This window comes from Paenalcaligenes sp. Me52 (genome assembly GCF_050487965.1).
GTDB lineage: Bacteria > Pseudomonadota > Gammaproteobacteria > Burkholderiales > Burkholderiaceae_B > Paenalcaligenes.
On the sequence record NZ_JBKQFO010000001.1, the window covers coordinates 83914 to 102712 of the forward strand.

Genomic DNA, 18799 nt, shown 5'->3' on the forward strand with positions numbered 1-18799 from the left:
GATTTTTTCCTTGCGCCATGACTGCACATACGCCTCCTTTTGTTTTTTCCAAACGCGCCCAAAAATTGACGGGCTCGGCGATTAGAGAAATTCTGAAAATCACTACACGCTCCGAAGTGATTTCTTTCGCGGGCGGTCTGCCATCCGCTGATGGCTTTCCTATTGAAGAGTTGCGTAAGGCGTATGAGAATGTCTTGTCCGAACAAGGCAGGCAAGCGCTGCAGTACGGTCCTACCGAAGGGTATCAGCCGCTGCGCGAGTGGGTAGCCAACGATTTGAGCCGCGACGGCCTGACTGTTTCTGCGGATGAAGTATTGATTGTGTCGGGTTCACAGCAAGCACTAGATATGCTGGGCAAGCTGTTTATTGATCCCGGTAGCAAAGTGCTGGTGGAATCGCCTACGTACTTGGGGGCGCTGCAGTCGTTCTCTATGTTTGAACCTGAGTATGTGGCTATTGCGACAGATGATCAGGGCTTACTACCTGCCGAAGTGTCTGCCGCTAAAGCGCAAGGCGCACGTTTCATTTACACACTGCCGAATTTCCAGAACCCTATGGGGGTCACACTGAATGCAGAGCGTCGCCAAGAGTTGGTGGAACGTTGTGCAGCCGCAGGTATTCCGGTGGTGGAAGATGATCCTTATGGCGAGCTGCGCTATGCGGGTACGCCACAACCTAGCTTGTTGGCGTTGGGCCGCAAAGCGGGTGCGACAGTGATTCGTTTAGGATCGTTCTCTAAAGTGTTGGCGCCTGGGCTGCGCTTGGGTTACATCGTGGCACCTGTAGAGGTCATTAATAAATTAGTGCAGATTAAACAAGCGACAGATTTACACACGGCCATTGTGACGCAGATGGCGGTGTATAACGCGGTGCAAGATGGTTTCTTGAGTCGCCATTTGCCAGTGGTGCGTGCGCTGTATCAACGTCAATGCGCGTTCATGCTAGAAGCGCTGGAGCAGCATTTTCCTGCGTCCGTGCAATGGACTAAGCCTGAAGGCGGTATGTTCTTGTGGGTAACATTGCCCGAGCACATGGATGCTTCCCGTTTGCTAGAAAAAGCTATCGCTCGTAATGTAGCATTCGTGCCGGGTGCCCCGTTCTACGCGAGCGAGAATCCACCACGTAATACGTTACGCTTGAGCTTTGTGACGGTGTCCGAAGACAAAATCCGCAAGGGCATAGAAATTCTAGGCCAGGTAATACGCGAAGAGTTGCAGGCATAAGGCTGCAAGGCGATTTTCGCGTTATCATCACACAGCCGTGTTTTGCACGGCTGTACTTTTTATACTGCCACTGTTTGCCATGTCTGCCTCAAAAACGCCAGAACGCATTGATTTAAACGATATACGCCACAACGATTGGGTGGCGCGTTGGTTGCCCGCCGCGTGGGGGCCTTATGCGAGGCTGTGTAGGCTAGATCGTCCTGTGGGTACATGGCTGACTCTGCTGCCTACTATTGCTGCATTGGTTCAAGCCGCCGGTGGCGTGCCCGATTGGTGGCGCCTGCTGATTTTCTCGCTAGGTGCGTTGTTGATGCGTGGCGTGGGTTGCTGCTTTAACGATATTTTCGATAGAAATTTTGACCATCAAGTAGAGCGCACGCGTTTCCGACCGCTTACTAGTGGGCAACTGACGCTCAAAAAAGCCTTGTGGTTTGTGTTCGCACAGCTAGTCGTGGCGGCGCTGTTCTTGTTTGCGATTAACAGCTACAGCCGATGGTTGGCGTTGGCGTTAGTGCCTATAGTGGTGATCTACCCGCTGTGCAAACGTTTTACCTACTGGCCACAAGCTGTGCTGGGCATCGCCTTTAATTGGGGGATGTTGATGGCGTGGTCAGATACCCAAAATATTGTGCCTTTGGCCGCGATTGCCATGTGGTGGGGCACCGTGCTGTGGCAGATAGGGTATGACGCCATTTACGGTTACATCGATATTGCCGACGACCTGAAATTGGGCTTGAAGTCCGCCGCCATACGTTTTGGTGATAACGGTAAGCAATGGATTGGCGGGTTGTATATCTTGGCCATGTTGTGCTGGTTGTGGGCGGGTTACAGCATGGGAATGGGCATAGGCTACTTTGTAGTTATGGCGGTGATTGCTGTGCACTTTGTGTGGCAAGTTAGCCGTTTTGACCCAAAACGTCCCGAATTTGGACTGGGGCTGTTCCGTGCCAACATGACGGTTGGGGTGCTGATGATCGTGGCAGCACTGGCTGGAATGGTTTAGGGTAAACCCTTATAAACACTAAAAAAACTCCTAAAAAGATCGTTCCTACGAAATTCGCTGTGTAAAATCAGTGGCTTTCATATCCATATCAGAACCTCAATTGCTTAGGCAGTCGGGTGAGTCTTTAGTAGGTTGATCATGCCCAGTACCATGGAAGTTGTCGCAACCATATTGTTTGCGATCGCCATTGTCCATACGTTTTCCGTCCCCGTTTTTGCTCGCCTCGCTAATCGCGGTGGGTCACATGCGGGTTTATGGCATTTGCTGTCTGAAGTAGAAGCCGTTTTCGGTGTGTGGGCCTGTGTGTTATTTGTGTACGTGGCCGTATTCATTGGCTTGGATACCGCTGTGCAGTACATGGATTCGCGTAATTTCACTGAACCAGCATTTGTGTTCGTGATTATGGTGATTGCGGCTAGCAGACCGATTCTGGAGTTGGTGTCGGTTATCGTGCGCTTGTTGTCACGTTTGGTGCCTGTGCGCCAAGAGTACGCCATGTTCTTCATCATCATGGCTTTTGTTCCGCTGTCTGGCTCATTGATTACTGAGCCTGCCGCTATGACACTGGCCGCTCTGATGATTAGGGATCGTTACTTCTCTAAGTCCAATCTGGATGGTTTCAAATACCTGACCTTGGGCGTGCTGTTCGTGAACATCTCCATTGGTGGGGTGTTAACTGCTTACGCCGCGCCACCCGTATTGATGGTAGCTCAAACCTTCAATTGGGACTCGGCGTACATGTTTACGCATTTTGGCTGGCGTGCGGCTATCGCTGTCATTATTAACGCTGCCCTTTTGACGTGGTTGTCGCGTGAGGCATTAGTGATGCCTGAACCTGACCCAAGTACTGTGGTGACTAAGGCTAAGCGCCCACCGGTGCCACCCGTGGTGATGGTGATTCACATGCTGTTCTTGGCGGGTGTAGTAGTTTTTGCTCACCATCCTGTGATTTTCATGGCCTTGTTGATGATGTTCATCGGCTATGCGCACGCTTACGCACGTCACCAGAATCCATTGATGATCCGTGAAGGCTTGATGGTAGGTTTCTTCTTGGCCGGTTTAGTGGTGCTAGGTGGTTTGCAGAAATGGTGGTTGCAAGACTTGCTAGGCGGCTTGCCTCCGTTCGTACTGTTCTGGGGTGCTACGGCCTTGACTGCTATTACCGATAACGCCGCATTGACCTACTTGGGTTCATTGGTAGAAGGTACTAACGAGTTCTGGCGCTACATGTTGGTGGCTGGCGCAGTAACCGGTGGTGGTTTGACCGTGATTGCTAATGCACCAAACCCTGCTGGTTTCTCTATCTTGAAAGGTACATTCCCCGATGGCGCGATTTCGCCACTGCGTTTGTTGCTGTCGGCGGCTATACCTACCTTGATCGCTGCAGGTATGTTCTTGTTGCCTGTTTAAGGCAAAAAAGGACGCTGTAAAGCAGGCTGTTACGCATAAACAGTGCGATATGGCAGTAAACGGGCTAAAATCAGGAATCTGAATTTAGCCCGTTTACGTTAGAATGGGCTAATTGTGTTTCGTCCTACTGTTTTAGAGTTGCGTCGTGCCTATTTATGCGTATAAGTGCAGTAACTGCCATCACGAGCAGGATGTGCTGCAGAAGATGTCTGACCCAGTGCTAGAAGTTTGTCCTTCCTGTGGTCAACATACCTATCAAAAGCAGGTGACTGCGGCGGGCTTTCAATTGAAAGGTTCGGGTTGGTATGTCACTGATTTCCGCAATGGCGGGAAATCCTCTGACTCTGGAAGCTCGTCTTCCAGTGGTTCGTCAAGCGATAGTAGCGGTTCCTAACAGCTATGCGTTTTTTCAAGCGATTCTTCATTACTGGCTTATTGGTCTGGATCCCGTTGGTGATCACAGTCTGGGTCATTATGTTGTTGATTCATACGCTTGAAAGCTTTGTTCCTACGTTTCTCTCATCTGAGGCGTTATTCGGCATTTCGCTGCCAGGTTTCAGTGTCATACTGGTGCTGGTTGTGGTGCTGTTAACAGGCTTGGTGACGGCTAATTTAATAGGCCGCACGCTATTTGAGCAGTGGGAGAAACTATTGGGGCGCATCCCATTGGTGCGTTCCATTTATAATTCTGTTAAGCAGGTGAGCGATACGGTGCTAGCCCCAAATGGGCAGGCTTTCCGTGAAGCGGTATTGGTTGAATACCCCCGAAAAGGGGCGTGGACCATCGCCTTTTTAACAGGTGCTCCAGGTGGTGAGGTGGTGGGTAAATTGCCCGTCGAGTGTGTGAGTGTGTATGTGCCCACTACACCCAATCCTACCTCGGGTTTTTTTCTGATGTTGCCGCGGTCCGATGTGGTCAAGCTAGATATGACCGTGGATGCGGCGCTTAAATATATTGTTTCTATGGGGGTCGTGGTGCCTACTGAGCGCCCGCCTCTCTGATTCGTTTACTGAGGGAGTCATCCTAGATGCGTACCTGCTATACCGGCGAGGTCAATACCCAACACTTGGGACAAACCGTTACGTTGTTCGGCTGGGTGCACCGCCGACGCGATCATGGTGGTGTCATTTTTATTGACCTGCGTGATCGTGCTGGTCTGGCACAGATCGTTGTGAATCCGGAAAATGCTGAGGTTTTTGCCACTGCTGAGCGTATTCGTAACGAGTTCTGCTTGCGCGTAACAGGCGTTGTTCAAGCACGTCCAGAAGGCACAGCAAACCCAGATTTGGCGTCTGGTGCGATTGAAGTGGTTTGCCAAGAGCTGGAAATTCTGAACGCGTCGGTGACTCCTCCATTCCAGTTGGATGACGACAACCTGTCTGAAACCACACGTCTGACACACCGCGTGCTGGATCTGCGTCGCCCACAAATGCAAAACAACTTGATGTTGCGCTACCGTGTGGCCATGGAAGTGCGTAAGTACTTGGATAGCATGGGTTTTATCGATATCGAAACCCCAATGCTGACAAAGAGCACTCCAGAAGGCGCGCGTGACTACTTGGTGCCATCCCGTGTGAACCCAGGTGAGTTCTTTGCGTTGCCGCAGTCCCCACAGTTGTTCAAACAGATGTTGATGGTGGCTGGTTTCGATCGCTACTACCAAATCACCAAATGCTTCCGCGACGAAGACTTGCGTGCTGACCGTCAGCCAGAATTCACCCAGATCGACTGCGAAATGTCGTTCATGGATGAGTTCCAAATCCGCGATATTTTCGAAAACATGGTGCGTCACGTGTTCTCCACAGTACAGAAAGTTGAGTTGCCTCAGCCTTTCCCTGTGATGAGCTGGACAGAAGCCATGCAGCGCTTCGGTTCCGATAAGCCAGATATGCGTGTGAAACTAGAGTTCACCGATGTGGCTGACTTGATGCGCGACGTGTCATTTAAAGTGTTCTCCGGCCCAGCTAACGACCCAAGCTGCCGCGTTGTGGCATTGCGTGTACCTGCTGGCGGTGAAATGCCACGTAGCGAAATCGATGCATACACCAAGTTTGTTGGCATCTACGGCGCTAAAGGCTTGGCGTACATCAAAGTAAACGATGTGGCGAACATTCCTGAAGGTTTGCAGTCCCCAATCGTGAAGAACATCGACAACGACGCACTGCGCGCTGTGATGGAACGTACAGGCGCTCAGAACGGCGACTTGATCTTCTTTGGTGCAGACAAAACATCCGTCGTGAACGATGCTATTGGTGCGCTACGTATCAAGATTGGTCACAGCGAGCATGGCCGCAAGCACGGCTTGGTTGAAGCAGGCTGGAAACCACTGTGGGTTGTGGACTTCCCAATGTTCGAGTACGATGAAGAAACCAAGCGTTACTACGCGGCTCACCACCCGTTCACTAGCCCCAAAGATGGTCACGAGAACTTCTTGGAAACCGATCCAGCCAAAGTGCAGGCCAAAGCCTACGACATGGTGTTGAACGGTTGGGAAATGGGCGGTGGTTCCGTACGTATTCACCGTGCTGACGTTCAAAGTAAAGTATTCTCTGCGCTGAACATCAACGCAGAAGAAGCTCGCGAGAAATTCGGTTTCTTGCTGGATGCGCTGCAGTACGGTGCGCCTCCACACGGTGGTATCGCTTTTGGTTTGGACCGCATGATCACAATGATGGCTGGTGCAGATTCCATCCGTGACGTGATTGCATTCCCCAAAACACAGCGCGCTCAGTGTTTGTTGACTCACGCCCCTTCCGGTGTAGACGAGAAGCAGTTGAAAGAGTTGCACATCCGCTTGCGTCCACAGGAAGCTAAGCCCGCCTAAGGCTATGGGAATCATACGGGTTGTTAGCTACAACATTCATAAGGGGCGCACGGCCACTGGTGGTCGTGAGTCCCTAGAAGAGTTGAAGCTAGGGCTGTATGGATTGTCCCCGGACCTGCTGTTCTTGCAGGAGGTTCAGGGGCGCAACGACCAGCAAGCAACGCTGGACGCGCAGCACGAATCATTAGCTGCCGTGTTACGCATGCGTAATGCGTATGGGTGTAATGCAGTGCGAGAATTTACCGATCACGGTAATGCACTGCTCTCCCGATATCCTATTTTGCACCACGAAAATGAAGATATCTCTGATCACCGCTTAGAGCAGCGTGGTTTGCTTCATGCCGTGGTGGAGATTGAAGGTAGACCTGTGCACTGTATTGTCGTGCATTTGGGTCTGTTTGGTGGTGGTAGAGCGCGTCAGACGCAGGCCTTGGTGGATAGAATTCACCGCTTGGTGCCCGATGATGAGCCCCTGCTTATTGCTGGTGACTTCAACGATTGGAACAACAAGCTGGCGCCCATTTTCGTGAAGCAATTAGGCTTGTACGAAGTGTTTTCGTTTGCCTCTATGGTGAAGGGACGTACCGGGCAAAGCTTCAAGTTGCGACAGCCTATGAATTGGTTGCGTGGCTGGACCAAACAAGAAGGCAGCGAGATACACACACCGCAATTGGGCGTGGGCGGTAATGCCCGTTTGACCTTGCCTCCGCGCACTTTCCCAGCAGCGTTCCCTTTCTTGAGACTAGACCGTATTTATCAGCGTGGTTTTGCTGTGCGTACGGCGAAAGTGCTGCAAGGCTTGCCTTGGAAACAGATCTCAGACCACGCTCCTATATTGACTGAATTGGAACTTCCTTAAATGGCTGAGGACATCTACGCCCACATTACGCCAGTCATCATCGTAAAAAATGGGGCTGCGCATGTGCGACGTACCATTGGCGCGTTGAAACCGTTTAGGCAAGTGGTGGTGTATGACAATGGTTCTACAGACGATACCTTGAGTCTGTTGAGCGAATATCCCAACGTGAAAGTGGTGCAAGGCAGCTTTATGGGCTTTGGTCCTACGAAGAATGCGGCAGCGTCACACGCGGAAACCGATTGGATCCTGTCGTTGGATATTGATGAACAGGTGAACCAGAAGTTACTGGATGCGTTGGCTGATTGGCCCCTAGAAGAAGAAAGCAAAGTAGGGGAAGTGCTGCGCAATAACTACTTCTGTGGCAAGCACATACGTACTAACGGTTGGGGTAAAGACTGGTTATGCCGTTTGTATAACCGTCGCCAGCATCGTTTCACCGATAGCCAAGTACATGAAAAAGTGAAGCTGGATGGTCGTAGCCAAGTGGTGCGATTAAAAGGTGGGCTAGAGCACGAGGCAGTGACTGATGTAGGCCAGCTTTTGGTCAAAACGCAGTATTACTCAGAGCTGTATGCCAATTCGGAACGAGCACGTTTGTACGCTTTTCCTGTAGTGGTGTTCAAAGCTGCATTCCGGTTTTTTAGATCGTATTTTTTGCAGTTGGGCATATTGTCAGGCTCGCGCGGCATGATGATTGCCGTGGGCGAAGCGACTGGTGTTTTCTTTCGCTACAGCAAAGTGTATCAGCGCAAGAAATTTACACAGAAATCTGATAAAAACACGTAAAAACACGGAACTTTCCGCGTATTTTGGCCTCTTATTATGTGTTTCCTTATTTAGCACTCAGTGTGCTAGAGTGCTAGAATAATAAAAGGCTTATGCAGAAACTTTGTTATCACTCCGTGGCTTTCACGGGACTGATAACCTCGATACAGGATTATTCATGACCCACACATCGCAATCTTTGGCTCTCGCGCCTGCTGCCCAGTTGGCTGCTGCCGTATCCAATCCCGGCGCGTTGGGTACGTTAGAGGCCTATATTTCCGCTGTGAATGCTCAGCCTGTGCTGACTCAAGAAGAGGAAGTGGCCCTCGGCCAGCGTCTACAAAAAGAAAGTGATCTTGATGCTGCTCGTCAATTGATCATGTCCCATTTACGTCTGGTGGTGTCTATTTCACGCCAGTACTTAGGTTATGGCCTGCCTCAGGCTGACCTGATCCAAGAAGGCAATATTGGCCTGATGAAAGCGGTCAAACGTTTTGACCCAGACCGTGGTGTTCGTCTGGTTTCGTTTGCTGTGCACTGGATCAAAGCTGAAATCCACGAATATGTGGTGCGCAATTGGCGCTTGGTAAAAATCGCCACTACCAAGGCGCAACGCAAACTGTTTTTTAACCTGCGTCGTATGCGCCCAGAAGATGGGCAAACGCTGAATCCTGCGGAAATCGATGATATCGCACGTGAATTGAATGTGCGTCCGCAAGATGTGAGCGAGATGGAAATACGCCTGACAGGCGGCGAAATGGCATTGGAGTCCTCTATGGACGACGATGACGAGGGTTTCGCACCTATTAGCTACTTGTCAGATGAAGGTGCGTTTGAACCCACCCAAGTACTGGCAGAGCGTGCTGCTCAGTCATTGCAAGGTGAAGGATTGGAAGGCGCGCTAGAAAAATTAGACCCACGTTCTCGTCGCATTATCGAGGCACGTTGGTTGCAAGACGACCAATCCTCTACGCTGCATGAGCTGGCTGCCGAGTTTGGTGTGTCAGCAGAACGTATTCGTCAAATTGAAGTGGCGGCGATGAAAAAAATGCGTACCTACCTGCAGGTAGCGGCGTAACAATTGCTTACATAAAAATTTCATCAGAGAGAGAACTAATAGGAAGGACGGTCATCAAAGTAGTATCTGCAGCGTTATTCATATCCCTGTGTGGCGCTGCGTGCATCTGCTTCGGCTTCTCCTCTTCCCCCTCTCTGATAGAAGTAGATGCTTTAAGGACACCTGCCCAGGTGTCCTTTTTTTATGCGCGTTAGTTAGGGGTAGAGCCTAGCAACAGCCACAGGTCGTGTTTAATATCCTCAGCGCTCGCATCGCCACGCATCAACACCCTGGTTTTGCCTTCCTTATCGATGAGATAAAACGATGAGGAATGATCCATGGTGTATTGCCCAACCTGTGGCGAGGGGACTTTCACGTAAAAGGCTTTAAAGGATTGCGCTGTTTTACGTACTTGATCCGGCGTGCCGGTGAGGCCGATGAACGTAGGATCAAAAGCCTCTACATAGGCCTTCATAACCTCTGGTGTGTCACGATCCGGGTCAACCGTAATCAGCAGTACTTGCACGTCTTTGGCTGCGTCTCCCAGCATTTCTACAGCACTGGCTAATTGCACCATGGCGGTAGGGCAGATGTCTGGGCATTGCGTAAAGCCGAAGAACACCACAACGACTTTCCCCCTGAAGTCTTTCAGGGTGCGAGTTTCACCGTTGCCATCTATTAACTCTAACGTACGGCCTATATTGGCGGTGGATATGTCATTGCCAGTAAAGGGAAGCGGCTCGGGCTCAGGTGAGCATGCAGCAAGTCCTACGCTGAGTAACAGTATTGATAACAGACGGGGGAGGGAAGCAAAGTTGGGTGACATGATAGGCAGGTAAGCGGATCAGTATTAAGGTAGTGTACCGTGTCTGTACTGCTATACATTCTCGGATAGGTGGCGGACTCGTGCCTAATGTAAAAAACTGCATAGCGTAGTGCAGCGACGAGAGTGCATGCACTACAATTCTTACATGAAAATTCAAATCTCTTCTTCATTGCACAAGCCCATGCGGCAGCGTTTCAAGCTATTGCTGGCTCAGGCACAAGAGTTGCCTCCGGTAGGTAGTCGTCCTCTGACCTTTTGTGGCCGTGTTTGCGGTTGGGTTTTAAAAGAAGCTATCCCTGAACTATTAACCATAGAAGGGGTGAGTTGCGACGGCGATGCCGTACACATAGGTGAAATGCGACTGCCCACGGCACAAGCTAACCGATTGTTGGAACGCATTGCCAACAAGTTGAACGAAGCAGGCTTTGTGAAAGCTTGGCGTGGTGAACTGTTGGATGTATTTGCAGAAGGGCGCTGCTTAGGTGCGATAGAGCGCGGAGCGGTACGTCCGTTAGGTGTACTGACCCAGGCCGTGCATTTAAATGCTTGGACGCCAGAAGGCCGCTTGTGGGTGCAGAAACGCGCCGCGCACAAATCCACCAATCCTAATATGTGGGACACCTTGGTAGGTGGTTTGGTGAGTGCACAAGAAGACTTAGATGTGTCGTTGCTGCGTGAAAGTGAAGAAGAGGCAGGTTTATATGCCAAAGACTTACATGCACTAGAACCTATGCGTTTGATTACACGCATGCATCGCCGTTTGCCTGAAGGCTATCAGGTGGAAAATGCATGGGTGAACGACTGTGTGTTGGATCACGATGTACAACCGCAAAATCAAGACGGTGAAGTCAGTGAGATACGTCATATCAGCGTAGAAGAGTATTGGGAAATGTCGGTGGCGGGTGAGTTTACGTTGGAAGCAGAGCTGGTGAGTTTAGACAGTATCTGTCACCGTGCCTCAATACCGGATACCATAGCGTAGTAGTCATTAACAGCGGCTTGTAAAAAGGGGTAAAACCATGCGTAATCCTTTTGATATACCCGGAATGATGGGAAGTGGTATGAATACGGATTCTGCTCAGAATCCATTGTTTGCGTCACTAGACATGATGCGCACTGCTTGGGAGTCTATGGGTGGAGGTGCTGGCTTTGGCAGTTTTGCCGATGCGTCTGCTGCCATGCTGTCACCCGAAGAGCTGGAAAAGCGTCTACGCGATCTACGCGCTGTAGAAAATTGGCTGAAGTTGAATCTGTCCATGTTAGAAGGCACGATTCAAGGCTTGGAAATCCAGAAAGCCACACTACGCACCGTACAGAATTTTGCTCAGCAAGCCACACAAATGGCGGGTGAGCGTATGGCCAGTGGTACGGACGAAGGTCTAAAAAAAGCAACCGAGCAAGGCATGCAAGATGCCGGTCAGGCTGTATGGGACTTGCTGCAAAAGCAGTTCAATGCCGTGGCATCGGCCACCGCAGCCTCCATGCAAAGTGCACAGAGTATGGTGGATGGCATGGCCGGCGTAGTGCAGCCAGTGTCTGGTGATTCCACCATGCGCCGAGCCGCTAAACCTACCAGTACTGCACGTCCGGCTACAGCAAAGAAAGCCGCTAAAAAGGCAGTAAAGAAAGTCGTGAAGAAGGCTGCTACAGCACCTGCTAGTAGTACCACGGCGCGAAAAAGCGCACGCAAAAGTAGCAAGTAATAACTAGGTTGAGGAATACAGAAACATGATGCTGAATGTAGTAATACTGGCAGCGGGTATGGGCAAACGCATGCAGTCAGCTTTGCCTAAGGTGTTGCACCCCATCGCGGGTAAACCTATGTTGATGCATGTCGTGGAAGCGGCACGTCAATTGGAGCCTAGCCGTATCGTAGTAGTTGCTGGTCATGGTGCCGAGCAGTTGCAGCAGTATTTGGCAGGCCAAACCGACATACACGTGGTGTTACAACAGCCCCAGCAGGGAACCGGTCATGCCGTCATGCAGGCAGAGCCTGTATTGCTGGGAGAGCATCCTGATGACACAACCTTAGTGCTGTATGGCGATGTACCGCTGGTGCAGAGCGATACCTTAAAAGCACTGCTAGAAGCTCGTCAGGATGGCTTGGCCATTCTGACTGAGTTTCTGGATGATCCTACTGGCTATGGCCGTATTGTTCGTAACGAGCAGGGCACCATTAGCCGTATTGTGGAACACAAAGACGCCTCAGAAGCCGAGCACCAAATCCGAGAGGTAAACACCGGCATTATGGCTGCGCCTACAGTGCGTCTGCGCGACTGGTTATCACGTATTGATAACAAGAATGCGCAAGGTGAGTACTACCTGACCGACATCGTAGGGTTGGCTGTGGCTGATGGTGTGGCAGTGAACGCTGCACACCCTTCTTTCCCTTGGGAAACTTTAGGCGTGAATAGCCGCGTGCAACAGGCCCAGCTAGAGCGCGCATGGCAGGCTGAACAAGCCCGTAGACTGCTTGAGCAAGGCGTGAGCATTATGGATCCTTCCCGCTTTGATGTACGCGGCAGTTTGCAGTGTGGTCGCGATGTTTACATTGATGTGGGTTGCGTGTTTGAAGGCACAGTAGTGTTGGGCGATGGTGTGCGCGTAGGCCCACATTGTGTACTGAAGAATGTAGAGCTAGGCGCAGGTACAGTCGTACATGCGTTTAGCCATTTGGATCAAAGCCGCGCGGCAGAACAGACCAGCATTGGCCCGTACGCACGTTTGCGTCCTGGTGCTGTGCTGGAACGAGGTGCGGCTGTGGGCAACTTCGTGGAAGTGAAAAACAGCACCTTAGGCGCTGACACCAAAGCCAGCCATTTGTCTTATCTAGGCGATGCGCAGGTAGGTGAACGCGTCAATATTGGTGCTGGTACCATCACATGCAACTACGATGGTGTGAACAAGTACCGCACCATTATTGAAGATGATGCGTTTATAGGTTCAGACACGCAGTTGATCGCTCCCGTACGTGTAGGCCGAGGGGCAACTGTAGGGGCAGGTACAACCTTAACGCGTGATGCACCTGAAGAAGAACTCACCATTTCGCGTACGCCACAAACTACCATTAGCAACTGGAAAAGGCCGGTCAAAAAATAACCAACGTGCCAAGCGAAAAATACTCTCCTCTTGAAGACGAGGTCATCAGCCCTGCTAATAATAGTGAAGGGCCTGATGGTTTGCCATTGCGTGAGCGCATTCCTGCGGTTATCACGTTGTTGTTGGCGATTGCAATTTCGGTGTTGGATGCGGCCATGTCCAATGTGGCGTTGCCGGTTATTGCCGAAGAGCTGCACATCAATGCGTCCAGAGTGGTGTGGATTCCCATCGCCTACAGCCTTACGATTGTGATGACGCTGCTGCCGCTGTCGGCAGTAGCGGAGCGTATAGGGTTGCGGCGGTTGTTTGTCGCAGGCACGGTTATTTTCTTGGTGGCGTCATGTAGTGCGGCGTTCTCGCAATCCTTTGCCATGTTGCTGATGTCGCGCATTATGCAAGGCTTGGGCGCCTCGATGCTGATGTGCTTATTTGGCAGTTTAGTGCGGATGATTTATCCACTGGAAAAACTGGCTGTAGGCATTAGTTTGAACGTGGTGGTGGTATCTACCGCAGCCGTGTTGGCACCGTCTATTGGTGCGTTTGTGCTAGATGTAGCATCATGGCGTTGGATATTTTTTATCACCGTACCTATTTGTGCGCTGACTTGGCTAGGGGTGCGATATCTCCCTGAAAGCCCACGTGTATCCCGTGAGTTTGATTGGTTGGCGTGCTTGCTGAGCGCAACAGTATTTGGCTTGGCAATTTTGGGCTTAGATTTACTCACGTCGCACCCTATATGGTCGTTAGGCTGCTTGATCGTTGCTGCCTTTAGCGCACGCATACTGCTAGCCCGCTCCTTGCAGCAAGAAGCCCCAGTGGTGCCCGTCGATATTTTGCGTATCACTTCGGTAGGTTATGCCGTCTTGGCGTCGTTGTTTGCCTTTGCTACACAAATGTCCGCAATGGTGAGCCTGCCTTTCTATTTTGTACAAGTGATTGAAGCCAGCTATGCCGACATAGGTTTGTACATGGGTATGTGGCCTTTGGGCGTAGTGGTCATGGCGCCATTGTCGGCCTACTTATCAGGGCGCTTCCCAGTAGCTGTATTGTGTATGGTGGGGATGATTGTGACGGCCATAGGTTTGTCCAGCTTGTTGTGGTGGGGTGCAGGCGCCGCCGATTGGCAAATTATGACGTCCATGATGTTATGTGGCGTAGGCTTCGGGTTCTTCCAAACACCCAATAATAAAGCGATGTTGGCAGGTGTACCGAGACGCCGCAGTGGCGTGGCTGGTGGCTTGCAGGCAACCACTCGTGTGTTTGGCCAAAGTTTTGGTACGGCGTTGGTGGCGTTGGTGTTTGGTGCTAGCCCAGAGCAAGGTGCCGTATGGGGTATAGGGGCCGCAGTGGTGTGTGCTCTTGTGGCGTTGGGAATTAATATCGTACGCCAGCGCAACCCAGAAACAGATCCAGATTTTTTATAGTAGAACATACCCATGCAGATTTTGATGGTAAACCTTGAGCGGGGATGGCGCGGCGGGGAGCGCCAGACGTTGTTGACCGCTACAGAGTTACAACAGCGTGGTTATCACGTGACCGTATTGGCCAGAAAAGGCGAAGCCCTATTCAAACGCGCGGCAGAAGCTGGCTTGCGAGTGAAGGGCGTAGGCGGTAACGGCGGCTTGTTTTTCTTCTTGTTGTGTCATCGTAAAGCCTTCGATGTGGTGCATGTGCAGACCGCCGGGGCATTAACAGTCGTAGCAGCCATGAAATCGTGGTTGCAAGCTCGTCTTGTCTATACCCGTCGCACCAGCTTTGAGGTTAAAGCAGCCAAAGCAGCACGCACCTTGGCGAAGTGGAAGCGTGTGGATAAGTTTGTGGCGATTAGCCATGCTGCGGCACAAGCTCCTATCTCAATGGGGTTAGAGGTGAGCATTATCCCCAGTGCCGTAGAGTTTGTACCTCCCGATCCAGACCAGATTATCGCGTTCTCAGAAGAACAACATCTGGCAGGTAAATTTGTGATTGCTACCTGTGCTGCTTTCACGGCAGAAAAAGACCCGCTTACCACTATACGTGCTGTGCATGAGTTGTGGCAGCAGCGACAAGACTTTGTGTTCCTGCATTTTGGTGCGGGTGGTAGTGAACTAGCTGCCGCTCAACAGCTAATACAAGAACTGGGATTGGAGCAGGTCTATAACATCGTTGGTTTTAGACGTGACATAGAGAACATGTATAGGTTGATGCATGTTTTTGTTTTGACCTCTAAGCAAGAGGCCTTGGGTTCCAGTATTCTGGATGCGTTCTTATATGAAGCCGCCGTTGTGGCAACCCGAGCCGGTGGTATCCCCGAGTTGCTCGATGATGGGCGCGGTATCTTGTGTGATGTAGGCGATGCTGAAGCGATTGCTACAGCCTGCAATCAGTTATTGGAAGACGAATCACTATGCAGAGAGATGGTGGCTAAGGCGGAAGCGTGGGTAGTAGAGCAACATGCTATTCCGTTGATGGTTGACCGTTATTGTGATTTGTATGAACATGAGCGCCAATCATAGCGGTAGAGTTTTGGGCAGCATACGCTACCTTGCATAAGATCCTTTATATCAAGAGAATATATGGCAACCACAGAGCCACAAACCATAGTGGTGTTTGCCCGTAATCGTCCATTTTTTGGCGCGCAGGTCACCATGTTTGCCACGTTGTGGCAATTGAAACAGTTATATCCCTCCGCCACATTGAAAATTGTTGCGCGAGCAGGGGCTTTCGCTTTCTTGAAGCAGCTACCGTGGGTAGATAAGGTGATACAAGCTGACTCATTCAAGGATGAGCTTGCCGCCATTGATTCGACCTGTGGGCTAATGATTTCTTTTCGTGCTACCAGCTTGAAACATTGTTTATTGGCATTGCTACGCAGACCAGCTAGGCGATTAAGTTATAGTGGCCGATTTGGCTTAGATTGGGTGTGGACGCAGCGCTGTAAACCAAACTTGAGTGTGTACCGTACTGAGGGGCATTTGGCTCTTGTAGACCTTCTGCTGCCCGCGGATGCTTATGCGGTATCTTGTGCCTGTTTGGAGTCATTAGCCAATGCAGAGTTGCGGACAACGTTGAGGTCACTGCGTCGCTTGACCATCATGCCAGGCGCTGGCGAGGGCGAGTTTAAAAAATGGGGCATTGAGCGGTTCTTAGCTGCTGCAGAGTCCTGTCTACAACGCGGTCTAGTAGATAAAGTATGTTTTGTGCTGGGGCCTGATGAGCATAAAGAGCGTGAGCGTCTAGCACATTGGCATTTGGCAGATAAAGCTGAGATTTGGGATAAACCATCTTTACCCGATTTATGTGCATTAGTGCAGGCTTCAGCGTTGGTGCTTACGAATGATTGTGGGCCCTCACACATTGCGCAAGGGTGTGAAGTGCCTGTAGTGGCGGTTTTTGACGAAAATAAGCCAGAGTGGTTTTGGGATAGGCCTAATGCTGTGTGTATAGTGCCCGAGTCTGGCCAACCCATAAATACCGTTCCCGTAGACACAGTTGTGAACGCCTGTTGCAGCTTGTTGGCAAAGTGACGCAAGTGCGGTACGGTTATTTGATGATGTAACCCAAAAAAAGATACACAACAGGCTTCAGGAAAATTAAAATTTCCGGATTATCTTACACCTTAGGTGGGCAAGTATTATGTGTGGAATTGTAGGTGCAGTAGCACAACGAAATGTTATCCCAGTATTGCTAGAAGGCTTGAAGCGACTAGAGTACCGTGGCTATGACTCGTGCGGTATCGCTGTTTTTCATGGCGATGAATTGCAACGCGTGCGTAGTACAGAACGGGTGGCAGTGTTGGCGGAGCAAGTACAGTCTCAGCAGTTAGAGGCCGTGACTGGTATTGCACACACACGTTGGGCCACACACGGCGCGCCAGCCACACACAATGCACACCCACATTTCTCGGGCCACACTGGTCAAACCCGTATTGCCTTGGTGCACAACGGTATTATCGAGAACCACGAAGCGCTGCGTGAGCGACTGACCAAAGCTGGTTATGTGTTCGAGAGCCAAACTGATACGGAAGTGGTTGCCCACTTAATCGACTCCTTGTACCAAGGTGATGTGCTGCAAGCGGTTAAAGAAGCCTGCGTACAGTTGCATGGTGCTTATGCACTGGCAGTGATTGCTAAAGATGAGCCGCACCGTTTAGTGGGCGCGCGTAATGGCTCACCATTGGTAGCTGGTTTGGGCGAAGGCGAGAACTTCTTGGCGTCAGATGCGCTGGCATTGGCCGGTGAAACTAGCCAGATTATTTATCTGGAAGACGGCGATGTAGTGGATCTGCATTTGGATAGCATACAAGTTTACGATGTGCAGGGTGTACCTTGCGAACGCGAAGTACACACGGTGCATCTGCATGCTGGCGAGGCCGATTTGGGCCCTTACCGCCATTACATGCAAAAAGAGATTTTTGAGCAGCCGCGCGCGGTAGGCGACACGTTACAAGGCGTGGAAACAGTAAGCCCCGCATTGTTCGGTGAGGGCGCTAAAGAAGTTTTCCAGAACATCGATCAAGTACTGATCTTGGCATGTGGCACTAGCTTCTACGCCGGTCTGACAGCTAAATACTGGATAGAGTCCTTGGCAAAAGTGCCTGTGAGTGTAGAGATCGCTAGCGAATACCGCTACCGTGACAGCGTACCTAATCCACGTACTCTGGTACTGACCATTTCTCAGTCTGGTGAAACCGCCGACACCTTGGCGGCATTAAAGCATGCCCGCAAATTAGGTATGGAAAACACACTGACCATCTGTAACGTGGCTTCTAGCGCGATGGTACGTGAAAGCAAACTGGCTTACATCACCCGTGCGGGTGTGGAAGTAGGGGTGGCATCCACTAAAGCCTTTACTACACAGCTAACAGCCTTATTCTTGTTGGCAATGGTAGTGGCGCAAGTGAAAGGCCAACTGTCGGCAGAGCAAGAAGCCGATCTGTTGCGTAAATTGCGTCATATGCCTGTGGCGATTTCTGCTGTGTTGGCATTAGAGCCGCAAGTAATTGCCTGGGCAAGCCGCTTCGCGAACAAAGAACACGCGTTATTCTTGGGCCGCGGTATGCATTACCCCATCGCCTTGGAAGGTGCGCTGAAACTAAAAGAAATCAGCTACATCCACGCTGAAGGCTACCCTGCTGGCGAATTGAAGCATGGTCCATTGGCCTTGGTCACGCAAGCCATGCCAGTGATCACCATTGCACCGCATGACGCGTTGTTAGAGAAACTGAAATCTAACATGCAAGAAGTGCATGCCCGTGGTGGTGAGCTGTATGTGTTTGCCGATGCCAATACTCAAATCAACAGCAGCGACACCATTCATGTGATCCACATGCCTGAGCACTACGGGTTGTTGTCACCTGTATTGCATGCTGTGACACTACAGTTGTTGGCGTATCACGTAGCGTGTGCGCGTGGTACTGACGTGGACAAACCGCGTAATCTGGCGAAGAGTGTGACGGTGGAGTAATGCCGCACCCAACATAATGATGATGAAAAAGCCCGAGTATTTCTACCCGGGCTTTTTCTATTAGGCTAACTTAGCCACAGCCACTTCCGTTGCTTTTACAAAAGCTAGCACTTCACTACCTATGGTGAGTTGTAGTTCATCAATAGAGCGGGTGGTGATGACAGATGTCACCAAACCGGACAATGTTGTTACTTCAACCTCAGATACCACTTGGCCTCGGTTAATGGCAGAAATAGTGCCTTTGAATTGGTTTCTGGCGTTAATGATAGGGGTGGTCATGATGAGTT

18 protein-coding genes are annotated in these 18799 nt (G+C 50.8%); 16 read left to right on the forward strand and 2 right to left on the reverse strand.

Annotated elements, in window-relative coordinates:
- Nucleotides 1–17 precede the first annotated feature (17 nt).
- The 9 genes from ACLO87_RS00400 to rpoH all read left to right on the forward strand — a co-directional run bounded on the left by ACLO87_RS00400 (nucleotide 18) and on the right by rpoH (nucleotide 9163).
- Entirely contained in the window at nucleotides 18–1223 is a 1206-nt protein-coding gene (locus tag ACLO87_RS00400) for an aminotransferase-like domain-containing protein (protein ID WP_430222469.1), read from the forward strand.
- Between the two features lie 79 nt (nucleotides 1224–1302).
- On the forward strand, nucleotides 1303–2226 hold the full coding sequence (gene ubiA / locus ACLO87_RS00405) for a 4-hydroxybenzoate octaprenyltransferase (protein WP_430222470.1): 924 nt from the start codon (nucleotides 1303–1305) through the stop codon (nucleotides 2224–2226).
- Between the two features lie 138 nt (nucleotides 2227–2364).
- On the forward strand, nucleotides 2365–3636 hold the full coding sequence (locus ACLO87_RS00410; protein ID WP_135863371.1) for a putative Na+/H+ antiporter: 1272 nt from the start codon (nucleotides 2365–2367) through the stop codon (nucleotides 3634–3636).
- 145 nt (nucleotides 3637–3781) lie between these two features.
- A complete protein-coding gene (locus ACLO87_RS00415; RefSeq protein WP_135863369.1) occupies nucleotides 3782–4030 on the forward strand; it encodes an FmdB family zinc ribbon protein in 249 nt (82 codons plus the stop codon).
- Between the two features lie 5 nt (nucleotides 4031–4035).
- Entirely contained in the window at nucleotides 4036–4638 is a 603-nt protein-coding gene (locus ACLO87_RS00420; RefSeq protein WP_135863367.1) for a DUF502 domain-containing protein, read from the forward strand.
- Nucleotides 4639–4664: 26 nt separating this feature from the next.
- Entirely contained in the window at nucleotides 4665–6461 is a 1797-nt protein-coding gene (aspS, locus tag ACLO87_RS00425) for an aspartate--tRNA ligase (RefSeq protein WP_430222471.1), read from the forward strand.
- 4 nt (nucleotides 6462–6465) lie between these two features.
- Nucleotides 6466–7320 carry an endonuclease/exonuclease/phosphatase family protein gene (locus ACLO87_RS00430; protein WP_135863362.1) on the forward strand — a complete coding sequence of 285 codons (855 nt, stop codon included), beginning with the start codon at nucleotides 6466–6468 and terminating at the stop codon, nucleotides 7318–7320.
- On the forward strand, nucleotides 7321–8106 hold the full coding sequence (locus ACLO87_RS00435) for a glycosyltransferase family 2 protein (protein WP_135863361.1): 786 nt from the start codon (nucleotides 7321–7323) through the stop codon (nucleotides 8104–8106).
- Nucleotides 8107–8263: 157 nt separating this feature from the next.
- Nucleotides 8264–9163, forward strand: a complete 900-nt coding sequence (gene rpoH, locus ACLO87_RS00440; RefSeq protein WP_430222472.1) for an RNA polymerase sigma factor RpoH — start codon at nucleotides 8264–8266, stop codon at nucleotides 9161–9163.
- Between the two features lie 190 nt (nucleotides 9164–9353).
- Here the strand turns inward: rpoH and ACLO87_RS00445 are convergent, their stop codons facing one another.
- Nucleotides 9354–9968: an SCO family protein gene (locus tag ACLO87_RS00445; RefSeq protein WP_430222473.1), complete on the reverse strand. Its 615-nt coding sequence runs from the start codon at nucleotides 9966–9968 to the stop codon at nucleotides 9354–9356.
- A gap of 145 nt (nucleotides 9969–10113) precedes the next feature.
- Here ACLO87_RS00445 and ACLO87_RS00450 point away from each other — a divergent pair, with 145 nt between their 5' ends.
- From ACLO87_RS00450 to glmS, 7 genes are all read left to right on the forward strand, one after another.
- Complete coding sequence (locus ACLO87_RS00450) at nucleotides 10114–10950, forward strand: NUDIX hydrolase (RefSeq protein ID WP_135863355.1); 837 nt, start codon at nucleotides 10114–10116, stop codon at nucleotides 10948–10950.
- A gap of 79 nt (nucleotides 10951–11029) precedes the next feature.
- Complete coding sequence (locus tag ACLO87_RS00455) at nucleotides 11030–11671, forward strand: PhaM family polyhydroxyalkanoate granule multifunctional regulatory protein (protein WP_430222474.1); 642 nt, start codon at nucleotides 11030–11032, stop codon at nucleotides 11669–11671.
- A 28-nt stretch (nucleotides 11672–11699) separates the two neighbouring features.
- Nucleotides 11700–13067: a bifunctional UDP-N-acetylglucosamine diphosphorylase/glucosamine-1-phosphate N-acetyltransferase GlmU gene (gene glmU, locus ACLO87_RS00460; protein ID WP_430223703.1), complete on the forward strand. Its 1368-nt coding sequence runs from the start codon at nucleotides 11700–11702 to the stop codon at nucleotides 13065–13067.
- 5 nt (nucleotides 13068–13072) lie between these two features.
- Complete coding sequence (locus tag ACLO87_RS00465; protein WP_430222475.1) at nucleotides 13073–14491, forward strand: MFS transporter; 1419 nt, start codon at nucleotides 13073–13075, stop codon at nucleotides 14489–14491.
- A 12-nt stretch (nucleotides 14492–14503) separates the two neighbouring features.
- Nucleotides 14504–15562 (forward strand): glycosyltransferase family 4 protein, encoded by a 1059-nt coding sequence (locus tag ACLO87_RS00470; protein ID WP_430222476.1) that lies wholly within the window; start codon nucleotides 14504–14506, stop codon nucleotides 15560–15562.
- A gap of 60 nt (nucleotides 15563–15622) precedes the next feature.
- A complete protein-coding gene (locus tag ACLO87_RS00475; RefSeq protein WP_430222477.1) occupies nucleotides 15623–16573 on the forward strand; it encodes a glycosyltransferase family 9 protein in 951 nt (316 codons plus the stop codon).
- Nucleotides 16574–16682: 109 nt separating this feature from the next.
- Nucleotides 16683–18512, forward strand: coding sequence for a glutamine--fructose-6-phosphate transaminase (isomerizing) (glmS, locus tag ACLO87_RS00480; RefSeq protein WP_135866711.1), 1830 nt, complete (start codon nucleotides 16683–16685; stop codon nucleotides 18510–18512).
- Between the two features lie 60 nt (nucleotides 18513–18572).
- Here the strand turns inward: glmS and ACLO87_RS00485 are convergent, their stop codons facing one another.
- Nucleotides 18573–18791, reverse strand: coding sequence for a TOBE domain-containing protein (locus ACLO87_RS00485; protein WP_135866710.1), 219 nt, complete (start codon nucleotides 18789–18791; stop codon nucleotides 18573–18575).
- Between the last annotated feature and the right edge of the window lie 8 nt (nucleotides 18792–18799).

What these genes read in the sequence shown, in the direction of transcription:
- rpoH (WP_430222472.1), top strand. Translation starts at nt 8,264, where the DNA reads ATGACCCACACATCGCAATCTTTGGCTCTCGCGCCTGCTGCCCAGTTG.
- ubiA (WP_430222470.1), top strand. Translation starts at nt 1,303, where the DNA reads ATGTCTGCCTCAAAAACGCCAGAACGCATTGATTTAAACGATATACGC.
- ACLO87_RS00445 (WP_430222473.1), bottom strand. Translation starts at nt 9,968, where the DNA reads ATGTCACCCAACTTTGCTTCCCTCCCCCGTCTGTTATCAATACTGTTA.
- ACLO87_RS00430 (WP_135863362.1), top strand. Translation starts at nt 6,466, where the DNA reads ATGGGAATCATACGGGTTGTTAGCTACAACATTCATAAGGGGCGCACG.
- ACLO87_RS00435 (WP_135863361.1), top strand. Translation starts at nt 7,321, where the DNA reads ATGGCTGAGGACATCTACGCCCACATTACGCCAGTCATCATCGTAAAA.
- ACLO87_RS00410 (WP_135863371.1), top strand. Translation starts at nt 2,365, where the DNA reads ATGCCCAGTACCATGGAAGTTGTCGCAACCATATTGTTTGCGATCGCC.
- ACLO87_RS00470 (WP_430222476.1), top strand. Translation starts at nt 14,504, where the DNA reads ATGCAGATTTTGATGGTAAACCTTGAGCGGGGATGGCGCGGCGGGGAG.
- glmU (WP_430223703.1), top strand. Translation starts at nt 11,700, where the DNA reads ATGCTGAATGTAGTAATACTGGCAGCGGGTATGGGCAAACGCATGCAG.
- ACLO87_RS00485 (WP_135866710.1), bottom strand. Translation starts at nt 18,791, where the DNA reads ATGACCACCCCTATCATTAACGCCAGAAACCAATTCAAAGGCACTATT.
- glmS (WP_135866711.1), top strand. Translation starts at nt 16,683, where the DNA reads ATGTGTGGAATTGTAGGTGCAGTAGCACAACGAAATGTTATCCCAGTA.
- ACLO87_RS00475 (WP_430222477.1), top strand. Translation starts at nt 15,623, where the DNA reads ATGGCAACCACAGAGCCACAAACCATAGTGGTGTTTGCCCGTAATCGT.
- ACLO87_RS00420 (WP_135863367.1), top strand. Translation starts at nt 4,036, where the DNA reads ATGCGTTTTTTCAAGCGATTCTTCATTACTGGCTTATTGGTCTGGATC.
- aspS (WP_430222471.1), top strand. Translation starts at nt 4,665, where the DNA reads ATGCGTACCTGCTATACCGGCGAGGTCAATACCCAACACTTGGGACAA.
- ACLO87_RS00400 (WP_430222469.1), top strand. Translation starts at nt 18, where the DNA reads ATGACTGCACATACGCCTCCTTTTGTTTTTTCCAAACGCGCCCAAAAA.
- ACLO87_RS00455 (WP_430222474.1), top strand. Translation starts at nt 11,030, where the DNA reads ATGAATACGGATTCTGCTCAGAATCCATTGTTTGCGTCACTAGACATG.
- ACLO87_RS00450 (WP_135863355.1), top strand. Translation starts at nt 10,114, where the DNA reads ATGAAAATTCAAATCTCTTCTTCATTGCACAAGCCCATGCGGCAGCGT.